Here is a 21,436-nt window from a genome sequence, read left to right on the forward strand (position 1 = left end):
TGTTTATCCGCTTTCTGAATAGCCTTTGCATTATGTTCCAATTGCATTTTGAAAATCAAGTTTTCTCCAAAATCGATGATTTTGAAAGGACTACGCCAGATTTTCCGGTCTTCGCAAAGGCAGCTTTTGCATTCTGCAGGGCATGGTTAGCCGGAGAGCAGACCTTTTCCCAAGCTACCTCAGGCTCTACCGGTACACCCAAGCAAATCACCGTTTCCAGGCAACAAATGGAAGCCAGCGCCAAAGCCACAGGTGCCTTTTTTAAAACTGACTCCAGGTCAAATCTTCTCTGCTGCTTAAATCCTGCCTATATAGCAGGCAAAATGATGCTGGTCAGGGCTATGGTTTGGGATTGCGAAGTGATCCTCACCGAACCAAGTGCTAATCCACTCCAACAAATTGACCTAGAGATTGACTTTATCGCGATGGTTCCTCTGCAGGTTCAGGCCTGCGTGGATGATGATAAAAGTTGTCAAAAACTCAAGAAAATCAATCATCTGATCATCGGTGGAGCCCCAATCTCAGCCAAGCTCAAATTCAGTTTGATTGAAACCGGGATTCAGGCCTGGCAAACGTTTGGAATGACCGAAACTGTTTCACATATCGCTTTGGCCCCAATTACTTCTCATGAATTGATTTATCAGGTTTTGCCCGGTGTTCAATTTGGTCAGGACAGCCGAGGGGCTTTATGGATCAAATCCGAAATGAGCGGTCCTGAACCAATTCAGACCAATGACCTTATTGAACCTCGGTCAGATTCTTCATTTGTCTGGCTGGGAAGAGATGATTTCGTCATCAACAGCGGAGGGATTAAAATTCATCCTGAGCTCTTGGAAGCCAAGATTGAACCCCTACTTCAACTTTACTTTCCGGATTCTCTTTTTTTCATTTTTGGAGAAAAAGATGAAAAACTGGGCGAAAAAGTGATGCTTCTTATCGAATCAAAGTCTGGAGAAGAAAAGCAGGCAGGAGAATTGCAGAATACATTGAAAGCTAGCCTGGAAAAATACGAAGTGCCTAAGGGGATTTACTTTCTGCCTTCATTTCTAATGACTCCAAGCGGAAAGATCAACCGAGCCCAGACCCAATCATTAGTATGAAAAAATACCTCCTATTTCTACTTATAAGTTGCCTTACTTTCTTTGCACAAGCTCAGGAAAAGCCTGTTTTGGAGGTAGAAATCCAAGAAGCCAAAACCAATTCCGGGATGATCCGCATTTTGATTTTTAAGCTTCCTGATGGATTTCCGGATGATATGGATAAAGCCTTGCGCTCTTTTTCCATTCCTTCTACCCTACCAACAAGCAAGTTGATTATTGAGGATTTGGAGCCGGGAATCTATGCGATTTCTATCATTCATGATGAAAACCTAAACGGAAAACTAGATACCAATCCGGTGGGATACCCTACAGAGAAGTTTGGATTTTCAAATAATCCCAAAATCTACTTTGGTCCCCCATCTTTTGATAAGGCTGCCTTCAGCTTGGAAAGAGGGAAAAAGACAATTCAAATCCGATTGAAATAAGTGATTCCTTTCAGGAGGTCTAAGCCTAGATATTCCCCTCATTTTTGGGATTTTCTCATCAATTCCTCGAAAAGCCCTACTTTTGGCAAAAAATTAAAGGCATGAGCTCTTCTAAAAACTCCCTCACCGGTTTGATTCTGGAATACGATTCAGGACTGGTTCCACCACCTTACAGTCATGTGTTCCGATTGGCTTTGGATTGGAAAAAAGGAAACTTGGAAGTACAGCTTGACCTACACTACACCGAGCGGGAGGAGCTTTCCGAAGAGGAAATTTTGGATGAGGGATTTACTCTCAACGATGATTACAGATATCAAGGACCTTTGGACCAAGTCTGGATTCAACCGATTCAGGAATTGTATTCCGGCAGCAAGTGGACCAGCAAGGATATAGAAGATGGTGGAATCTCCCTGACTCCTCAGGCCCAGGGGAAAGATGAGGGGGTAAAAATCCCCTCCAATCAAGAGGAATGGCAACTAATGGCCCAAGACCTCATTCAGGCCATTTACGAGACAGTCAAAAAGGAAGCCCCACTTCAGATTCATTTTCGAAAAGTCGACTCAGAAAAGACCTTGGATTGCAGCCTGACAGTTCAATTTTCCCACAGGCAGGTAATTTTTGATCAGGGCGGAAAAACCCGAAATCTCAATTGGGAATATGCCATCCAACTGATGAAGTTGATTTTCACCCCAGACTATCATTACGAAATGGCCAAGGAAACTCCCGGAACGAAAAGTGGGACTTACATTGATTGCGGAGACGGCTACTGGCACGAATTGGGCAAAGGAGTAGTCAATATTGACCCTTCATTTGATGCTGTCGGCAAAATCAAAAACAGGCTTGATGAACTGATCGATTCCTGATTTGGAATTTCCCTAGAAAAGGAATGGTCTTCCTAATCCTATCCCGTGATCTTTTTCAGGTCTGAGTGGATGTCCTGAATCATTTTCCCCAAATCTTCCAGAGTAAGCGGATTTTTCTTGTCTCCTGGATTGGGAAAATCTGTGCTGATAAAGGCTTTGGCCTCCCAAACTTCCAATACATCTTCCCCTTTGACTTCATAGGGCTTGTAATGCTCATTGTCCGATACCAGGAAGAGTTTGCCGTTTTCTGCCAGGTAGTTAAATACCCGCTTATAAACCACACCCTCAGTTTGGGTGACCAAAATATAGGTTTTCCCGCTTTTGATCTGAGTAAGCTGATCCAAATACGCTCCGATCACGATGGTGCCCGGAATCAAAGGAAGCATGGAGTCTCCGGCCAGTTCGAATGCTCGGTAGGTAGCTTGTCTGGATAAATTGGGCAGATGAAACTGCGGCAAAGTCTCCATGTATTCAGGGTCTGCAAATCCGTTAAGATAGCCTGCAGAGGCCTTTTGACCCACCAGAGTAATGTTTTCCAGATCATTCTCATCGGTCGCAATGGTGAGAATATTCAACTTTCGCTTTTGAAGTGCCTTGCGTCCCAGTCTCTCGATATCATGCTCGATCAACTCCTCCAGACCGACTTCAAGTAGATCGCTGATCTTTAGCAAGGTGGCTAATTTCGGTTCGGAACGCCCGTCTTCATAGGCAGAGATCATCGTTCGCTGCACATCTAGCTGATCCGCGAGGTCACTTTGAGTGATTCCTTTGACTTTGCGGAGATATCGGAGGTTAGAGGCTAAGTAGCTCATGCGGAAAAGAGATAAAAGTTAGGGTCTTCTTCCATGGGAGCAACAGGGAAAAAAGGATTCAAATTCCCCATTTTCTCCTTTCTGCTTTCCAACTTGGCCTTGATCTGTTCGATGATTTCTCCGACTGGCTTAGGCTCTTTCACCAAAAGATAGCCATACTGCGGCCTTTGCTCATCCTCCACAAAAAACTTGACCTGATGATTACCGGAGGCAAGTGCCTTGGATGTGATTCTGATTTTGTCTACTGCTTCCATAGCTCATTGATTTACATGGGCCAATTTAGCAAATGTTGTTTTTATAAACATTATAATGATGTAAAAATCAACATTTTTCTCTGACAAAAACTGTCATTTTTCATTCTTCCCTATAAACCGCTGATTTTCAGGTTAGCACAGGATAGTTTTGCTTTTTTTCCATGACTGGTTGCTACTCATTTTACCATTCGACCGCTCAGCCAATAAATGAATCGATATGAAACCTTTGTCCGGTTATTTTGTAAGTAAATAGTGTGTATTGTCACCTAAAGAGACAATACATCCGAGTAAACTCAAACCAACCATGAAGTATTTCTACCTTTTATTTTTCCTATTTGGGCTTTCTTTCCATGCTTCTTCCCAGAATTACACCGTGAAGGGAAGGGTATTGGAATACGGAAAATCCGAGCCTGTGCCTTATGCAAATATCCTTTTACTATCTGTTTCCGACTCTTCACAGGTAACAGGTACGATATCAGAGATCGATGGGGAATTTGAACTGAACAATATCCGTGAAGGCGAATACCTTTTTAAAATTCAATATCTAGGCTACCAGGATTACTTTAAAACTATTTCTCTGAGAAGTAATCTGGACTTGGGAGCTATCAGTATTAGAGAAGAAGCAACAGCTCTGGGAGAAGTAGTAGTCGCTGCCAGAAGATCAACCGGAACCCAGCGAAGTGACACTACCATGTACAATGCTGACGCTTTCAAGACCATGAAAGACGCCAGTGCTCAGGTTTTGATTGAAAAACTACCGGGCGTGGTCTCAGAAGGTGGCGTTTTGCAGGCTCAAGGAGAGGCTATCGCCCAGATTTTGGTAGATGGGAAGCCCTTCTTCGGCAATGATGTGCAATCTGCTCTTCAAAATCTCCCCGCTGAAGTCATTCAGAGCATCGAGATTTTCGACCAAAAAAGCGAGAAGGCCCAGTTGAGTGGCTTTGATGATGGAGAAAGATTGAAAACCATCAATATCATCACCAAGCCTAACCGCAGAAAAGGACAATTCGGCAAAATGACTGCAGGTTATGGTACCGATGACCGCTATTTGGTTGGTGCCAGTGTCAATGCTTTCAATGAAGACCAAAGATTCACCTTCACTGGTTTGTCCAATAATGTCAACCTGCTCAATTATTCCAGTGATGCCAACACTCAGTCCGATGGACGACCTCAGGAAGGTATCGTGACGACGAACATCCTCGGGATGAACTACACGGACCTTTGGGGAGAAAAGATCAAGGTAACAGGGAGCTACCAATACTCCAACAGAGAAAATGTGGGGATTATTTCCCGGTTTCGAGACTTTGTCACCACAGATGGATCTGATCAGGAATACTCGGAGGTTTCCCGTGATGTAAGGGTAAATAATGAACATCAAGCTGACTTACGCTTGGACTACAATCCGGATGAGAAAAACAGGATTCTTTACATCCCAAGGCTTAGAGCAAGATTTGAAACGGAAAACTCCGGCTTCTTTGGCGAGACCACCAATGGTCAGAATCTTATAAACCAGGTGGAAAACGCCAGAATTGGCGACTATTCCGAATTTGATTTCTTTAATCGCTTACTCTACAGCCACAAATTCAATAAACCCGGAAGGACTGTAACATTGCGAACATTCTATCACCGAGGCTGGGACAACGATGAAGCCGAGAGAACAGCAAGAAACACCTACTTTGAAGAATCAGGGGAACGAGTTGAGCAAATTGATCAGCTTACCACCCGTGACCGGGTAGGCAACCGATGGGAAGTTGGGCTTTCCTTTACCGAGGCACTCAGTGAAAAGAGCCAAATCGAAATTGAATATGAGGTAGGCAACAGAGACAACGATTCTGAGCAATTGATCTTCAACGTGGAAGGCGGTGACTTTGAGACAGGCATCATGATGTTGGACACTGCATTAAGTAATGTCTTTCAAAGTGATTATCTCACCCAGGAGTTTGAGCTAGGCTATCAATACACCACTGAGAATTTCAAAATGCAATCCGAGGTCCAATACCAAAACGCGGATTTGGACAATTCTCAGGAATTCCCTCAACCTTTTGCCTTGCAGAGAAACTTTAAAGCTATCCTGCCTACCGTGAGGATGGAATACAAGTTTTCTCCAACCACCAATATCCAACTGGACTACGACACGCGCACAGCCGAACCTCAAGTGAGGCAGCTGCAGCCGGTAATTGACAATTCCAACCCTCTTCAATTGAGAACCGGTAATCCGGACCTGGATCAATCTTACAGCCATCAATTCCGTGTTCGATTCAGAAGTCAAAATCCCGACACGGATAAAAGTTGGTTCTTATTCGCCAGCTCTTCCCTGGTCAATAACTTCATCTCCAACAGTACTTTTATCGCAGATGAACCCACGGAAATCCAGGATGGTATCATTCTGGAAAAAGGCTCCCAATTAAATAGTCCTGTCAACCTGGATGGATATTGGGACATGAGAACCTGGCTAAGCTACGGTATGCCTCTGGATTTTATTAAGTCCAAGCTCAACCTCAATCTGGGAGGTGGAGTGACCCGACGACCTGGTCAGGTCAATGACCAAATCGGATTCAATAACTCCCAGCGAATCAGCACCGGATTCTCTATCAATAGCAGCATCAGCGATCAGGTTGACTTCAATATCTGGTCAAGATCTTCTTTCAACCGAGTGGAAAACACGCTCAACTCCAATCTCAATGACCGCTTTTTCCAACAGCGATTCCGGGTCAATTTCAACTGGATCATCTGGGAAGGATTTATCTATCGACTTGACCTGAACCATCAGATCAACTCTGGACTTTCCGAAGGTTTTGACAACAATTTCTCTCTTATCAATATGAGCATTGGGAAGAAAATCTTCCAAAACCAACGAGGAGAAATCAGCATCATGGTTTATGACTTATTGGGTCAAAATGCCAATGTCCGAAGAAATATAACGGAGACATTTATTGAGGATATCCAGACCAATGTACTCCAGCGCTACTTCATGTTGTCCTTTACCTACAATTTGCGCCGCTTCAGCAAGGGAATGGATATGGACGACTACAACGAACTGATCAATACCGGTGACTCTGCGGGAGGTGGCAGAGGAGGAAGAATGTCAGATATCTAAATCAGAAACATTTCAGGTTGAGCATAAAAAAAGCTGAAGGATATCACGCCTCCAGCTTTTTTGATTTCAACAGGTCTGGGCTCTGTAGTTGACTATAGAAATTCAAGGCATCAACTTCCAGGGATGGTAAACGAAAGAGCTACACCTATGGAACTTCCTGAAAGCACCTCGCTATTGGGCAAAGTATACTTGATAGAAGTATAAGTAAGTGCTATCCACTTGTATCCAAATTCAAATCTTGCACCTAAATTACTTGTCATATCCGCATCGGGCACAAATCCGTCTCCTTTGAACCGGACAGATTGATGGGTGGTGATCCCTGCTCCAAACCGGAAATTCTCATTGATTTTGTAGAAAGGCATGAGATACATGGGAAGTCGGGTAAATCGAATATTGGCATCATCAGCTGCAGTGGTATTGTATTTCCAGCCGATCCCGCCTCGGAGCATCAGCTGCTTGATTTTTGGAAAATCAAGTTGGCCACCCACCGACAAAAAGCCTCCCTGACCAGCCCTCATGACCTGATCTTCTCCATTGGTGAAAAAGACCTGAAGAAGTTCGTCGCCTCCATATTCCAGGCCACCTTCCAAAAGGAGTTTGGCTCGGACCCCAGGAGTTTTTTCTTGGGCAACAAGAGATAGGCACATCATGAGACTAGCACTCAGGATGAATACTGTTTTTTTAAACATAGGAAATGAAATAAGGGGTTTAGGGTAAGGTCGATGCCTTTTTTTAAGAATCCCTGATGAAAAGTATCTGTAGAAAAGGGGTTTGACCTAGGAAATATCGGGAGGAAAAAAATCACTTTTTAAGAATCGAAAAAAATATTTTTTAGCGAAAATCCAGTCGGGTTCAGAACAAAAAAACGCGATCCTTTTGGGATCGCGTTTTGCAAGAATCAATTGAATTTTAAGCTTAAAAGATTACCTGAATTTCCCTTTCAACTGGGCTAACTTATCAGCCATAGAAGGCTCTCTGCTTGGTTCTTTGGCCTTTTGAGGAGCTTTTGAAGGACTCTTGCAACGCTCCGCAAAAGGGTCGGACTTCATACTCAAACCAATTCGCTTTCGGGGTATATCTACCTCCAACACGGTCACTTGCACTTTTTGGGCTACGGACACGATCTCGTTGGGATCTTTGACAAAGCGATCTGCCAAATGACTCAAATGGACCAATCCATCCTGATGCACTCCAATATCCACAAAGGCCCCAAAGGCGGTGATGTTGGTGACTATTCCAGGCAGCTTCATCCCTGTCTTCAAATCAGCCATGGAATTGACTCCTTCCTGGAACTGGAACACTTCAAAAGTCTCGCGTGGATCTCTTCCCGGCTTGGCCAATTCCTCCAAAATATCCTGCAATGTGGGAAGACCGACAGTCTCGGACACGTAGTTTTTAAGGACAATTTTATTCCTCAATTCCTCCGAACTCATCAAATCCGAAACAGAGGCTTTCAGGTCTTGGGCCATTTTCTCAACCAATTCATAGCGCTCCGGGTGCACGGCTGAGCGATCGAGAGGATGCTTGGCATTCTGGATTCGGAGGAAGCCTGCTGCTTGTTCAAAGGCCTTTTCGCCCAATCGGGGCACTTTTTTGAGTTGGGTGCGGCTGGTAAAGGGTCCGTATTCGGTTCGGAAATCGACAATATTTTGAGCCAACACCGGCCCCAAACCAGATACATAAGTGAGGAGTTCTTTGGAAGCGGTATTCACCTCCACTCCCACTCCATTCACAGCAGACATCACCGTGTCATCTAGGGCATTTTTGAGCGCATTTTGATCCACATCGTGCTGATATTGCCCCACTCCGATGGATTTGGGGTCAATTTTCACCAATTCCGCCAAAGGGTCCATCAATCTTCTGCCGATAGAAACTGCTCCTCTCACTGTCAAATCCAAGTCCGGGAATTCATTTCTAGCCACTTCAGAAGCAGAATAAATGGATGCTCCGGCCTCATTGACCATAGTGATGATGACTGATTTTGGCAAGCCCAAGCCTTTTACAAAAGCTTCCGTCTCTCTTCCGGCTGTTCCATTTCCGATGGCTATGGCCTGAATGGAGAATTTCTCCACCAAACCTTTTACTGTCATCCCGGCTACCGCAGTCTGTCTTTGGGGTTCATGGGGAAAAATAGCCTCGTAATGCATCAATTGCCCCTGCGGACCGAGACAAACCAACTTGCAGCCTGTACGGAAACCGGGATCAATCGCCATCACGGACTTTTCTCCCAAAGGGGCTCCAAGCAAAAGCTGACGGAGATTTTCAGAAAAAACCTTGATGGCTTCCTCATCTGCCTTTTTCTTGGTAAGAAGTCGAACCTCTGTCTCCATGCTGGGTTTGAGTAGGCGCTTGTAGCAGTCCTTGATCGCCAGTTTGACTTGATCTACAGCAGAATTCGCCGCATTTTCCAAAATCTCCCGCTCCATCACAGCCAAGGCAGCCCCTTCCTCAGGACAGGAGTCCAACAACAAAAAGAGTTCTTTTTCCCCTCTTCTCATCGCCAAAACCCGATGAGACGGAGCTGTTTTGATGGGTTCTGACCAGTCGAAATAATCCTTGTACTTGATGGCTTCCGTCTCTTTGCCAGGGATTACGTGTGAGGTGAACGTGCCTTCTTCCAGAAACAGCTTTCGCATTTTCTCCCGGATTTCGGCCTTTTCATTAATCCACTCCGCAATGATATCCCGAGCACCCTGAAGGGCCTCCTCGATGGAATAGACCTCCTTTTCCTCACTCAGGAATTTTTCGGCTTCGTTCTCCAGATCAAAGGAAGTCTGCGTAAAAATCTTCTCAGCTAAGGGTTCCAAGCCCTTTTCTCTGGCGATGGTGGCTTTGGTTCTTCGCTTGGGCTTGTAAGGCAAATAGATATCCTCGAGCTTTGCCATGGTTTCGGCAGCATCGATGGCTTTCTTAAGCTCCGGGGTCATTTTTCCCTGCTCTTCGATAGACTTGAGGATAGCTTCTCTTCGCTTATCCAGTTCTCTCAACTGCTCGATCCGATCCCGGATGCTGGCGACCTGAACTTCATCCAAGGTTCCGGTGGCTTCTTTTCGATAGCGGGAAATAAAGGGAACTGTCGCGCCTCCATCCAACAATTCGATGGTCGCCTGAACCTGATGGGGCTTCACTCCCAATTCGGAAGCGATTTTAATCTCGTAATTCATATTTAGGTGAAATCTTGATCAGAAATGAGGCTGCAAGATAAGGTTGCTTTTTTTGCCTGAAACTCCAAAATGTAAGACTTGTCACTAAGGATCTGATTTATTGATAGTAAAATTGTGAGATAATTCGATTGGAAGATTGAAAAATTGGAAGATTAGAAAATTGGGTTGGAAGGTGGGAAAGTTGAAAAGTGGTATGGTTATAAAGAAGTGTAAAATCTTCCCAAAATCTCGTAAATCGTAATTCTAAAATCGTAAATCCAACTATGGATTGGAAAAAAGAAATTAAGTCCTGGGGTCTGATTTTGGCCTTTTTTGCCTTTCTGTATTTCACCGGGCTCTTGCCGGTAATTCAAGGGGCTGTACAGTCTGTCTTGCTTTCCACGGGCTTGATCAAACCCAAACTGGAACGAGTTGACCTGACCGATCAAAACTTTGACTACCGAGGTAGATTTGTGGATTTGCAGGGGAATGAAGTCAATCTGCAAGACTATCGTGGCAAAACTGTTTTCATTAACCTTTGGGCTTCCTGGTGCGGACCCTGCCGGGCTGAAATGCCGCACATCTCCGAACTCTACAAATCAGTCAAAGACCAACCGGATTTGGAATTCTTGATGGTGGGATTGGATCGGGACTTTGAAAAAAGCAAAGACTTCATGGAAGGCAGAACATGGGCTTTTCCGGTGGTTCATGCCAGTTTTGGTCTGAATTCCAGTCTCCAAAGCGAATCCATTCCGACTACTTTGGTGGTGAATAAGGAAGGGAAAATCGTCTTCTATCAGGAAGGAATGAGCAATTTCAATACGGATGAATTCCGGGAATTTCTGATCACACAATAGGTTTTAGATTAATATGTAAATCCAGGAGCGGAAATCTTTTTTCCCGGCAATCAGAGAAGGGCTAATCAGAATTGGGATCATTTGGGAATTTGAATAACTTCCAAAAATGAATCACCCCAAAACAGAAGTCTTAATCATCGGAGCGGGATTTTCCGGTCTGGCCGCTGCCAAAAAACTTTACGAAAACCATACTTCCTTTCTTCTTCTTGAAGCCCGGGATCGCTTGGGAGGACGAGTCTACACCAAGCGATTTGAGGATTTTTACCTGGATTTTGGCGGTCAATGGATCGGCCCGACTCAGGACAGAATGTATGAGCTTTGCCGGGAAAATGGGGTGGAATTTTTCGAAACTTACAACTCCGGAAAAAACATCATCGACCTCAGGCAGCGTATCAAAACCTATCGTGGAGTCATCCCAAAGTTGAATCTTTTTGCCTTGCTCAATCTGGATTGGATGATGCGAAAAATGCAAAGAATGGCCAATTCGATTTCGCTTCACGCACCTTGGACGCATGCGAAAGCCAAAGCTTGGGATAAGATGACTTTGGAGGAGTTTCTCCGGAATAATACCCGAAGCAACGACGCATACACTGTGATCCGGGTAGGATGCGAGACGATTTTTGCCTGCGACCCAAAAGATCTTTCGCTACTCCATGCCTTATTTTACATCCGTTCAGGCACCTCTCTGGATTGCCTGATCAACATCAAAAATGGAGCTCAGCAACACAGAATCAAGGGTGGAATGCAACATTTGGCAGAAAAGATGGCAGAGCGCTTTGCAGAGCAAATCCACTTCAATTCCCCCGTTAAAAACATTCAAAAAACAGAAACGGGAAACCGAGTTTCAGGTGAGGGTTTCGAATGGGATTGCAAGCAAATCATCTTGGCGGTTCCTCCCCCGCTCCTTTCGGAGATAGATTTCCTGCCTGAGCTTTCTCCAGAAAAAACCCAACTCCTGAAAAACTACCCCATGGGTCGGGTGGGCAAATGCTTTATGATTTATGACAAGCCATTTTGGAGAGAAATGGGCTTTTCCGGTCAGAGCGTTGCAGATGAGAGCGTTCCTTTCCAAACGCTTTTTGACTGCTCCCCTGCAGATGGTAGCAAAGGAATACTGATGGGATTTACCATAGGCAGCAGAGCGGATTCCTTCTTTACTCAAACCAAAGAAGAGAGAAAGCAGCAAATGGAAGCCGTGCTCGTTCGGTATTTTGGAGACAAAGCCCGGAATCACAGCCAATATGAAGATTTTACGATGACGGACGAAACTTGGTCGAGAGGCTGCTATGCTGCTTTGATGCAGCCTGGAAACTGGACTGCTTGGCAGGATGCTTATCGAAAATCTGAGGGAAATATCCACTTTGCCGGCACCGAAGCCGCCGAACGCTGGCATGGCTATATCGAGGGAGCGGTGCTTGCGGGAGAATTGGCTGCTGAAAAGTGCCTCGCTTCAAAGGAAAAAACCGAATCGGAAATTATGCTTTAATCTATGTGCGACACCTTAGTAGCCCTGCCAGAAAGAACGAGTTCCGGAAACCTGATTTTTGGGAAAAACTCCGACCGGGAACCGCTGGAAGCGCAGGCCGTTGCCCATTTTCCAAGGCAATTTCCCAAAGAAAAATTATTGAATTGCACCTACATAAGCGTTCCTCAGGTGGAATTGACCCGCGAGGTGATTTTGTCCAAGCCCTTTCAGATGTGGGGCGCGGAAATGGGAGTTAATGAACACGGAGTCGTGATCGGAAATGAGGCGGTATTTACCAATATCAAGTTTGACGAAAAGAAAGTCGGTCTTACCGGCATGGACTTGCTCAGACTGGCTTTGGAGAGAAGCAGTTCGGCTAGGGAAGCCTTGAAAGTCATCACCCAACTCTTGGCAGAATATGGTCAAAATGCCTGCGGAGGGTACCAAAAACGCAATTTTTATTACCACAATAGCTTTTTGATTGCAGATCCCTGTGAAGCTTATATACTTGAAACGGCCGGAAAATCCTGGGCCTACCGACAAATCAATTCTATAGGAAGCATTTCCAATGGTTTGACCCTAGAGGAAAACTACGAGGAAGCCCATTTTGAAAAGGAAGCTCGTACGCTCCAAGGTATATTCTCCGGGAAAAAGGAAAGCTTTCGGGGGAGATTTTCAGACCTGATTTATACCACAGCCGGAAAGTCAAAACTTAGACAGGCATGCACGACGGGATTTTTGGAAAAAAGAAATCAGCTGGAAGTCACCGACTTTTTCCAAGCACTGAGGCAGCATGAGCGGGAAGATTTTAACCCCAAAAAGGCTACTACTGCCTCGATTTGCATGCATGCCACAGGATTTACCAACCCTTCGGATACGACCGGAAGCATGGTTGCCGAGATTCGAAAAGATGCCCCTTCGACTATTTGGCTGACAGGCACTTCCCATCCTTGTATGAGTGTGTATGTTCCGTTTTTTCTTGGAGAATCTTTTGATCTCAAGCTTCTAAGTCCATCCGAGGAGCCCGATCAGAGTCTCTGGTGGCAAGCCAAAAAACTCCATGAAAAAATCTGTGAGGATTATGGTAAAAAACAACCCATAGTCAGACAGCAATTGGATTTACTCCAAGAATCCTGGCTGAAAAAAGAATCTCAATTACTTCAAAACAAGGCCTCTAACTCAGATTTGAAAAATCTTACTTTGAGATGCCTCGAAGAATACAAAGAATGGATCGGGAATTTTTCCTGATTTTAATCACTCCCCAAAGTGGGTAAATGCGGGAAAAAGCGCCATTCCGGCAGGTTATTTTTGAAGCTTACTATCAATCCATTTTGTCTGAATATGCTTCAAAATTCCCCGCTTCATACCTTTCATATTCCCGTGATGGGATTAGGATTTACCGTTGACACTCCGATCAAAGTAGCCCGGTTTGGGATATCCAGTGTGGTCTCCATTATGGATGATTTTTTATTGGAGGATATGCGGAAAATCTATTCTCAGAAGTTCCATTTGCCTTTTTCACCTATTCCAGACACGGATGAAGACTATCGGGCCAAGCGAATCGAAGCTTATCTCAATCTGCTTCATTCGGTAGTTAAAACCCAGATGGAAGAATTGATTCAAAGTGACTGGGAAAGCGATTCGGAATTCCGGCATTTTCTCGAGCTACTTCCAAAAGATCACATCTTGCATCGACTTTATGGTGAGTTTTTAACCGCAGAATCAGATCAGAAAAGTCAGCTTAAAAGGCAGATTCGTAGTTACCTGACTCCGGGAAGCATCGATGTCAATATCATGACCAAGGTGGATAAGCTCAATCAGGGGGCAGATGGAGAAAATTTACCTCGGGAATATTCGGATGCGCTTTCTGCGCTTCGGGGCTTTGCCAAAAGCAAGCTGGATGCCGCAGTGGTATTTTCCGCAGGATTGAATCCTGCGCTTTACTCCTATGCAGAGCAGTTCTCCGGCTTTTTTCCTGACGAAAAAGGACATATCCAAAAGCGAATCATTTTGAAAGTTTCGGACTATCGTTCTGCTTTGATTCAGGGAAAATTTCTGGCAAATAAAGGGCTTTGGGTGTCCGAGTTTAGGATAGAATCAGGCCTGAATTGCGGAGGACACGCTTTTGCCACCGACGGCTACCTGATCGGGCCTATTTTGGAAGAGTTTAAAACCAATCGGACCCAATTGATCGAGACCTTGAAAACAGCTATCAATCAGGCTTTGAATGAGAAAAACTCCCCTCGTTTACCCGAAACCGAATTGATCAAAATCACCTATCAAGGTGGAATCGGCAATGCGCAGGAGGATAATTTCCTCCGAAGACACTATCAACTGGACGGAACAGGCTGGGGAAGTCCATTTTTACTTGTTCCCGAGGCCACCTCAGTCGATGAAGACACGCTTCAACGGATCTTGAAAGCGAAAAAATCTGATTTCTACCTCAGTCACGCTTCCCCTTTGGGAGTTCCATTCAACAATCTGAAAACCAGCAGCGGAGAAGAACAGCGAAAATCCCGCATTGAAAAAGGCCGTCCGGGAAGTCCTTGCTATAAAAAATTCCTGAGCTTCAGCACCGAGTTTACCAAAACTCCAATCTGCACCGCTTCCCGCCAATACCAGCATCTGAAAAGCAAGCAAATTCAATCAGGCGAGGCTACTTACAACGAGTACAAGGAAGTGCTTCAGAAAGACTGCCTCTGTGAGGGCTTGAGTGCTCCGGCGATTTTGGCACAGGGAGAAACTCCAAGAAGAAATCTGAAGGCGGTTACCATCTGTCCTGGGCCCAACTTGGCTTATATCAAAGGGATTTTCAGTCTTCGGCAAATGGTAGATCATATTTATGGCAAGATTTCCATTGCCTTGGACCCGGAGCGCCCACATGTGCTGGTCAAAGAAGCCCAACTTTATGTAGAACATCTGAAGAGCGAGTTTCAAAAAATACTTCCAGAGGCCAATGCCAAACAAGAGGCATTTTTGGAGAAATTCCGCAAAAACCTCCAAGGTGGGCTAGACTATTACCAGAATTTGGTGGAAGAATTTACCATCGATTCGGAGGAAATGATAGCAAAAATCAAGAGTCAATTAGCGGAATTAAAATCGGAACTGGAGGGATTGAAAGCGGTATCGGCAGTTTGATTTAGACGAGTCCAAAACAAAAAGGAGCCTTTGCAAATCGCAGGGGCTCCTTTTTTATCTGAGGCTTAGAACATCAAGTATTCACCTTCCACACATGCCCCTCGGTGTCTAGGATTTCTTTGCCCCAAATCGGAAGTTCGGCTTTGATTCGCTCGACCAATTCATCACAGGCTGGTATGGCTGCCTTTCGGTGTTTGGAGGAAGTAAAAACAAAAAGGCAGATTTCCCCCACTTTGATCTCTCCCAAGCTGTGGTAAATATGCATGCAGGTGAGCGGGTACTTGGCAAAAATGGCCTCACGGATTTCAAAAGCCTTCTCTAAAGCCATTTCCTCGTAGGCAGTGTAGTCTATGGCAATTACTTTCCCTTCCGGCTTTTCATCAGCTCGAATCTGTCCTAAGAAAATGGAATGCCCTCCGATATTGGTTTTGCTGGCATGATTGGCGATGGATAGTGCGATTTTCTCGGGAGAAATCGGCCCCTGTACGAAGATATTTTTGGGCTTGCGTTCTTTTTCCATTTTTGGTTTAGGTTTTCAAGGCATTGATTCCGCCTCGGATAGAATAGATTTTCTTTTTGGGAAATTCCTGCTGAAGCTGCTGTGCTGCTTTCTGACTTCGGTTGCCGGTCTGACAGAAGAAAAGCACCTCATCCGCTTCTTCCAATTGGTCCAAGTGGTCGGAGAGCGTGGATAGAGGGATTTTTTGCAGTCCCGTACATTCCAAAGGCGGCATTTCCCCGGGTTCACGAACATCCACAAAGGCCACATCCGAATTCATCTTCCGCATGGCTTCATTCCAGGTCAGTTGCTTAACTCCCTCGCAGGCCAATTCATAATCCAAGGCATGCAAATCCTGAATACTGCCCGGAATGGCATTTCTTCCTTTAGAGTTGGGAGAAATCTCCACCTCGTAGGATTGGGAACTGATACTGTTAAAAAAGAGAATACGGTTCTTCAGGGGCTTACCAAAACCGGAAAGGACCTTTATCGCTTCTAAAGCCATCAGATTTCCGATTATTCCCGGCAAAACGCCCAAAACCCCTGTTTCTGCACAGTTGGGAATCTCTGCTGCAGAAGGCATCTCGGGATACACATCCCGGTAATTGCAGGCCTTTTCTCCCCAATTGAAAACAGCCACCTGCCCCTCATGCTGATAGATCGCCCCGAAAACCAAAGGTTTGTCAAGGAGAACGCAGGCATCATTGACCAGATATCTTGTGGGAAAATTATCGCTCCCGTCAATAATCAGATCATACCCGGAAATCAGTTCCTCGGCATTGGAATTGGTGATCATTTCCGGGAAAATCTCCCATTGAATGTCGCTGTACTTGTTTTGAAAATGACGAACTGCCAATTCTGCCTTATTTTTTCCCAAGTCTTTTTCACCAAATAGCACCTGTCGGTGAAGATTGGAAAGGTTGACCTGATCGCCGTCCACCACGCCTATCTTGCCGACTCCGGATGCTGCGAGGTAAAGCAAAGCAGGACAGCCTAATCCCCCTGCACCAATCATAAGAATGGAGGATTTTCGAAGTCGGGCCTGACCTTCTATTCCGAATCCTGTCAAAACCAATTGTCTGTCGTATCTATTCATAACTTATCCTCCGGAAAATGGGGGTAAAAGGGCCAACTCAGCCTCTTGGGGAATGGCTGTGGGTTCGGTGCAAAGCTTTTTATTGATTGCCAAGCTGAACTTCATGGATTCCAGTTGAGGAAAGTCCTGATAGAGTTTTTGAAGCAACAGGTCTGTGGAACCGGGATTGGGAATCAGGATTTCTTCCTGTCCCATTCTTTCCGCAATCATCCCAAAAGCTTTGATTTTAATCTGATCTGACATCTTTCTCTTCTAGTCTGCTCTAAATTACTGCTCACCTTTGGATTAAACTAACCAGTAAAAGAATTGTGAGAAAATCCGAAAAATTCTAATGGGATTGCTCCAATTCTTTACCAGCTCTTGAATTTTTAACCTCCTTTTTTCCCCGATGAAGAATGTGTATTATCACTGAGATTTTCCCAAACTTCCAAACCATGCCCAAAACCTGTTTATCACTTCTGCCCGGAATATTCACTTTTCTCCTGCTCTTTTCCTGCCAAAGCGATCCATCCAATCAGCCACCTGATACCAAACCTCAGCTTAGTGATGAGCAATTGCTCGACACGGTTCAGTTTTACACCTTTCAGTACTTCTGGGATGGAGCGGAACCCAACTCCGGCATGGCACCGGAGCGAATTCATATCGATGGAGATTACCCCGGTCAGGATCAGCATATCGTCACCACAGGAGGTACGGGAATGGGATTGATTGGGATTCTAGGAGCGATAGAAAGGGGTTGGATCAGTCGTGAGGATGCCGTAGCTCGATTCGAAAAGATGCTTTCCTTTCTGGAAAAAGCCGATCGATTTCATGGGATTTGGCCGCATTGGCTGGATGGGAAAACCGGCAAGACCAAGCCTTTTAGTCCGAAAGACGATGGGGCCGATTTGGTAGAATCCGCATTTCTGATGCAAGGGCTTCTGGCAGTAAGGGAGTATTTCAAAAATGGGAATGAGGCTGAAAAACAGATATCTCAGCGAATCCAAGTCCTCTGGGAAGAAATGGACTGGAACTGGCATACCCGAAACGGACAAAAGGTGCTTTACTGGCATTGGTCACCCAATTTTGGCTGGGATATGAATTTTGCATTGGAAGGCTACAATGAAACCTTGGTAACCTACATCTTGGCGGCAGCCTCTCCCACCCACCCCATCGATCCGGAAGCCTACCATCAAGGCTGGGCAAGATCAGGAGGGATTCGTTCGCCAAAAGAGACTCCTTACGGTTTCCCCTTGCAGCTGAAGCATAATGGGGCGGAGGAATTGGGAGGTCCGCTTTTTTGGGCTCACTATTCTTACCTGAGCATCAATCCCAAAGGACTTAAAGATCAATATGCGGACTACTGGGAGGAAAACAGAAACCAAACCCTTATCAATCGGGCCTGGTGCATGGAAAATCCCGGGAAGTTCAAAGGCTATGGAGCGGATCTTTGGGGCTTGACTGCTTCCTATTCGGTGAATTTCTACCATGCCCATCGACCTGGGGATGATGTGGGAGTCATCTCCCCCACTGCTGCTATTTCCTCCATTGTCTACACCCCTGAGGAATCCTTGAAGGTGATGCGGAATCTCTATGAAAACTATGGAGAAAAAGTCTTCGGACCCTATGGTTTTTATGATGCCATGAGTCCTCATCATGACTTTTTTCCTCAGCGATATTTAGCACTTGATCAGGGACCTATCGTCACCATGCTTGAAAACTACCGATCAGGTTTGGGGTGGAAGTTGGTTATGAATGCCCCTGAAATTCAGCAGGGATTGGAGAAGTTGGGCTTTTCCTACGAAATCCCGAATTAGGATAGCATTAATTTGATCGAGGCAAAAAGGAGCACAAAAGCCAAAAGGTATTTGAGAGATTTTACTGAAAAACGCTTGGCACCTAAATAAGCACCAAAAATCCCTCCAGCAACGGTCAGAGGAACCAAAACCCACAATTCCTCTTTCATGGGGATTTCATAAATACTTGCTCCAAAAAATCCTGCCACCGAATTCAAAAAGATAAACAAGGCGCTCAGTGCTGCCGTCTCCTTAACTCCTGCCCAACCCAACATCAGGACAATCGGAGTAAGGATAATCCCACCACCGATTCCGATCATTCCGGAAAGAAAGCCGATCAAAATCCCTAAGAGTGGCCCCATCCACCAAGTCCGCTCGATCTTGACTTCATCGGCGATCGGAAAAACTCCGGCAAATTTCAGGGCAGGGAAAAGCAAAAGCGCTCCCAATACTTTCTTGTAAATGGCAGCATCCAAAAGGATGGTTCCTCCCAAATACGCCGCGGGGATTGAAAACAGAATCAGAGACCAGAACAGACTTGTCGGAAACTCTCCTGCCTTGCGGTAATTCAGAAAGGAAGCCATGGACACCATCATATTCAAGATCAAGGCGGTGGGGCGAATCTCCTCAGGAGCGAAGCCCAACAAAGCCAAAATCATCAAATAGGAACTTGCTCCCCCATGCCCGACCGAGGCATAAAGAAATGCCGCAAAAGGCATCAGGAAAAACAGGCCGTAATAAATCAGGTCTTCCATCACCAGGGATAAAATCTCAATTGGGTACCTGATTTGACAAAGGACGACTCTTCCGGAATTTCCACAAATCCATCGGCCAGACCAAAAGCTATCAAGTTGAAGGACTCCTGACCCTGAAGTACCTCTACTTTTCCTTTTTGGATTTTTGCTTTTAAAAACTGGGTGAGCGGGATTCTCTTTTCGAAATCATGTGCTAAAGGAAGATTTTGAAAATGATTCCAAGCCTCAGCATCTCCTTTCCAAGCTTGAATTACAGGTTTGACGTATTGCAAGAAACAGGAAAGCACCGAACCGGGATTTCCCGGAAGAGCAAAAACTACTTTTCCTTCCTTTTGTCCTGCATACAAGGGCTTTCCCGGCCTTTGTTTTAGCTTATAGAAAAGTTGCTTGACCTGATTTTCCTCCACGGCATTTTTGACAAAATCATAGTCTCCCACCGAAATCCCTCCAGTGAATATGATCAAATCATTTTGTCCCAAAGCTCGGGCTAGTGTCTCTACCACTGCTTCTTTCTGATCAGGGACTTTGATCGCTTGGATTTCATTCACCTGCAGCTTTCTAAGCCAGGATTCCAGTGCAGGTCCGTTGGCATTGTAGATTTGGCCGGCTTGTAGCTCATTTCCCAAGTCCTGAATCTCATTGCCCGTGATGATGATGGCGACTTTTGGAGCCTGATAGACAGGAACCTCTTTTACTCCCACTGAAGCCAAAAGACTGACTAGGCCAGGAGTAATTTTTGCGCCAGCTTCGGCAATGATATCTCCTTTTTTACACTGCGTGCCTTTGTAGCGGACATGATTTCCTTGCGCAGCATCTTCGGGATTGAAGCGAATCCTGTTTCCATTTCGCTCCACTTTCTCCTGCATGATTACCGAATCAGCACCTGAAGGCATGGGAGCACCCGTGAAAATGCGAATCGTCTGTCCTTTCTCGAGTATTGGAAGTTTGGCAGAACCGGCAGCCGCTTCCCCGACCAATTCTAATTGACTTACTCCCTCTTCCCAGGAAAAAGCATAGCCGTCCATGGCTGAATTATCGAAAGAAGGAACGTCTAATTGGGAGGAGATGGGTTTGGCTAAGAAAAATCCCTGGGCTAATGAGATGGGTAAAACTTGGACATTTCGCGACAGTTCAAGCTTCTGAAGAATCGCCTTCGCTTCGTTTACTGAAATCATTTAGCCTCCGATTTTGATCATACTTCGGTTTTCGATAGCCTCCGGATTGGCCTTGAGGTAATCCGGATCAAACTGACCGCCCAAGGCTTTGTGCTTTCGGGAAATGGAAAGCCGGATGATTTCCTCCACGTCCTCTCCCCTTCTCAAGGCTCCCAAAAGGTCCAATTCTTCCTTTCCAAAAAGACAATTTTTAATCTTGCCATCGGCAGTCAGGCGGATGCGATTGCAGCCTGCACAGAAATTTTCACTCATGGTGGTGATAAAGGCAAATGTCCCTTCAAAACCCGGAACCTTGTATTTTTTTGCCGTATCGTGATTTTTATCTTCCAGCTTGACGATTTCGTACTTTTCCTTCACCAAATCCAGCATCTGCGCGGCAGTAACCACTTTTTTACTCTGCCAGTGATTTCCTGCAAAAGGCATAAACTCAATGAAGCGCATGTGAATGGGAAGCTTTTCCGTCATCGCCACAAAATCACAAATTTCCTTCTCGATCAATCCATGAAGGGCCACTGCATTGACTTTGACTCGAAAGCCCTCTCGAAGGAGCAGGTGAATATTTTCCCAAACCAGATCGAATTGATCTCTTCGGGTCAGTTTCAAAAACTTTTCCCGATTGAGCGTGTCCAGGCTGACGTTGATAGAGCGAACCCCGGCTTTTTTCAACACCTCAATATGCTTGTGAATCAAGACCCCGTTTGTGGTAAGTGTAAGCTCAACCGGGAAATCAGCCAATCGCTCCAAAATCTCAGGAAACTCTTTCCTCACCAAAGGTTCTCCCCCAGTCAGTCGAATCTTTTTGACCCCGAGCCCAATAAAAGTCTCAGCCAAAGTCAACACCTCCTCCTTGCTCATCAGTTTGGACTGGGGCATCCACTCCATCTCTTCCTGCGGCATGCAATAGGTGCAGCGGAAGTTGCAATGGTCCGTGAGGGAAATCCTCAGATAATCGTGAATACGTCCAAAACTATCGACAAGCATT

General features: G+C 45.4%; 19 protein-coding genes. 9 read left to right on the top strand and 10 right to left on the bottom strand.

The annotated features are described in order from the left end of the window. The first annotated feature begins 32 nt into the window (after positions 1-32). From AAA938_RS13960 to AAA938_RS13970, 3 genes are all read left to right on the top strand, one after another. A complete protein-coding gene (locus AAA938_RS13960) occupies positions 33-1,100 on the top strand; it encodes an AMP-binding protein (RefSeq protein ID WP_338229359.1) in 1,068 nt (355 codons plus the stop codon). Then, a complete protein-coding gene (locus AAA938_RS13965; protein ID WP_338229360.1) occupies positions 1,097-1,525 on the top strand; it encodes a DUF2141 domain-containing protein in 429 nt (142 codons plus the stop codon). Before AAA938_RS13960 ends, AAA938_RS13965 begins: the two co-directional genes overlap by 4 nt. A gap of 101 nt (positions 1,526-1,626) precedes the next feature. Beyond that, positions 1,627-2,388, top strand: a complete 762-nt coding sequence (locus tag AAA938_RS13970; protein WP_338229361.1) for a hypothetical protein — start codon at positions 1,627-1,629, stop codon at positions 2,386-2,388. 38 nt (positions 2,389-2,426) lie between these two features. On the opposite strand, the gene AAA938_RS13975 is transcribed toward AAA938_RS13970, so the two are convergent. Next, entirely contained in the window at positions 2,427-3,200 is a 774-nt protein-coding gene (locus AAA938_RS13975) for an XRE family transcriptional regulator (protein ID WP_338229362.1), read from the bottom strand. After that, positions 3,197-3,454 (bottom strand): hypothetical protein, encoded by a 258-nt coding sequence (locus AAA938_RS13980; protein ID WP_338229363.1) that lies wholly within the window; start codon positions 3,452-3,454, stop codon positions 3,197-3,199. The genes AAA938_RS13975 and AAA938_RS13980 overlap by 4 nt, the downstream gene beginning before the upstream one ends. A 304-nt stretch (positions 3,455-3,758) precedes the next feature. Between AAA938_RS13980 and AAA938_RS13985 the strand changes: the two genes are divergently transcribed. After that, on the top strand, positions 3,759-6,551 hold the full coding sequence (locus AAA938_RS13985; protein ID WP_338229364.1) for an outer membrane beta-barrel protein: 2,793 nt from the start codon (positions 3,759-3,761) through the stop codon (positions 6,549-6,551). Between the two features lie 110 nt (positions 6,552-6,661). Here the strand turns inward: AAA938_RS13985 and AAA938_RS13990 are convergent, their stop codons facing one another. Then, the gene (locus AAA938_RS13990; protein WP_338229365.1) at positions 6,662-7,240 is read right to left on the bottom strand and encodes a hypothetical protein; all 579 of its coding nucleotides are present in this window, start codon (positions 7,238-7,240) and stop codon (positions 6,662-6,664) included. A 234-nt stretch (positions 7,241-7,474) separates the two neighbouring features. Beyond that, positions 7,475-9,715: a Tex family protein gene (locus AAA938_RS13995; RefSeq protein WP_338229366.1), complete on the bottom strand. Its 2,241-nt coding sequence runs from the start codon at positions 9,713-9,715 to the stop codon at positions 7,475-7,477. 263 nt (positions 9,716-9,978) lie between these two features. Here AAA938_RS13995 and AAA938_RS14000 point away from each other — a divergent pair, with 263 nt between their 5' ends. From AAA938_RS14000 to AAA938_RS14015, 4 genes are all read left to right on the top strand, one after another. Continuing rightward, positions 9,979-10,551, top strand: a complete 573-nt coding sequence (locus tag AAA938_RS14000) for a TlpA family protein disulfide reductase (RefSeq protein WP_338229367.1) — start codon at positions 9,979-9,981, stop codon at positions 10,549-10,551. Positions 10,552-10,657: 106 nt separating this feature from the next. Continuing rightward, on the top strand, positions 10,658-12,037 hold the full coding sequence (locus tag AAA938_RS14005; RefSeq protein WP_338229368.1) for a flavin monoamine oxidase family protein: 1,380 nt from the start codon (positions 10,658-10,660) through the stop codon (positions 12,035-12,037). 3 nt (positions 12,038-12,040) lie between these two features. Further along, a complete protein-coding gene (locus AAA938_RS14010; protein WP_338229369.1) occupies positions 12,041-13,264 on the top strand; it encodes a carcinine hydrolase/isopenicillin-N N-acyltransferase family protein in 1,224 nt (407 codons plus the stop codon). Positions 13,265-13,357: 93 nt separating this feature from the next. Then, the gene (locus tag AAA938_RS14015) at positions 13,358-15,154 is read left to right on the top strand and encodes a hypothetical protein (RefSeq protein ID WP_338229370.1); all 1,797 of its coding nucleotides are present in this window, start codon (positions 13,358-13,360) and stop codon (positions 15,152-15,154) included. A 73-nt stretch (positions 15,155-15,227) separates the two neighbouring features. On the opposite strand, the gene AAA938_RS14020 is transcribed toward AAA938_RS14015, so the two are convergent. The 3 genes from AAA938_RS14020 to AAA938_RS14030 are packed head-to-tail and all read right to left on the bottom strand — an operon-like array spanning position 15,228 to position 16,992. Then, on the bottom strand, positions 15,228-15,674 hold the full coding sequence (locus AAA938_RS14020) for a molybdenum cofactor biosynthesis protein MoaE (protein WP_338229371.1): 447 nt from the start codon (positions 15,672-15,674) through the stop codon (positions 15,228-15,230). A 7-nt stretch (positions 15,675-15,681) separates the two neighbouring features. Then, positions 15,682-16,749: a ThiF family adenylyltransferase gene (locus AAA938_RS14025; RefSeq protein ID WP_338229372.1), complete on the bottom strand. Its 1,068-nt coding sequence runs from the start codon at positions 16,747-16,749 to the stop codon at positions 15,682-15,684. Between the two features lie 3 nt (positions 16,750-16,752). Next, positions 16,753-16,992, bottom strand: coding sequence for a MoaD/ThiS family protein (locus AAA938_RS14030; protein ID WP_338229373.1), 240 nt, complete (start codon positions 16,990-16,992; stop codon positions 16,753-16,755). Positions 16,993-17,183: 191 nt separating this feature from the next. Here AAA938_RS14030 and AAA938_RS14035 point away from each other — a divergent pair, with 191 nt between their 5' ends. Continuing rightward, positions 17,184-18,545, top strand: coding sequence for a glucoamylase family protein (locus tag AAA938_RS14035; protein WP_338229374.1), 1,362 nt, complete (start codon positions 17,184-17,186; stop codon positions 18,543-18,545). On the opposite strand, the gene AAA938_RS14040 is transcribed toward AAA938_RS14035, so the two are convergent. Genes AAA938_RS14040 through moaA form a run of 3 tightly spaced genes read right to left on the bottom strand, consistent with a single transcriptional unit; the run spans position 18,542 to position 21,435 of the window. Next, entirely contained in the window at positions 18,542-19,279 is a 738-nt protein-coding gene (locus AAA938_RS14040) for a sulfite exporter TauE/SafE family protein (protein WP_338229375.1), read from the bottom strand. The two genes, AAA938_RS14035 and AAA938_RS14040, sit on opposite strands and share 4 nt — an antisense overlap. Then, positions 19,279-20,454 (bottom strand): molybdopterin molybdotransferase MoeA, encoded by a 1,176-nt coding sequence (locus AAA938_RS14045; RefSeq protein ID WP_338229376.1) that lies wholly within the window; start codon positions 20,452-20,454, stop codon positions 19,279-19,281. Before AAA938_RS14045 ends, AAA938_RS14040 begins: the two co-directional genes overlap by 1 nt. After that, positions 20,455-21,435, bottom strand: coding sequence for a GTP 3',8-cyclase MoaA (gene moaA / locus AAA938_RS14050; protein ID WP_338229377.1), 981 nt, complete (start codon positions 21,433-21,435; stop codon positions 20,455-20,457). Position 21,436: the final 1 nt, after the last annotated feature.

This window comes from Algoriphagus taiwanensis, from assembly GCF_036245645.1.
In the GTDB taxonomy this organism is placed as follows: Bacteria; Bacteroidota; Bacteroidia; order Cytophagales; family Cyclobacteriaceae; genus Algoriphagus; species Algoriphagus taiwanensis.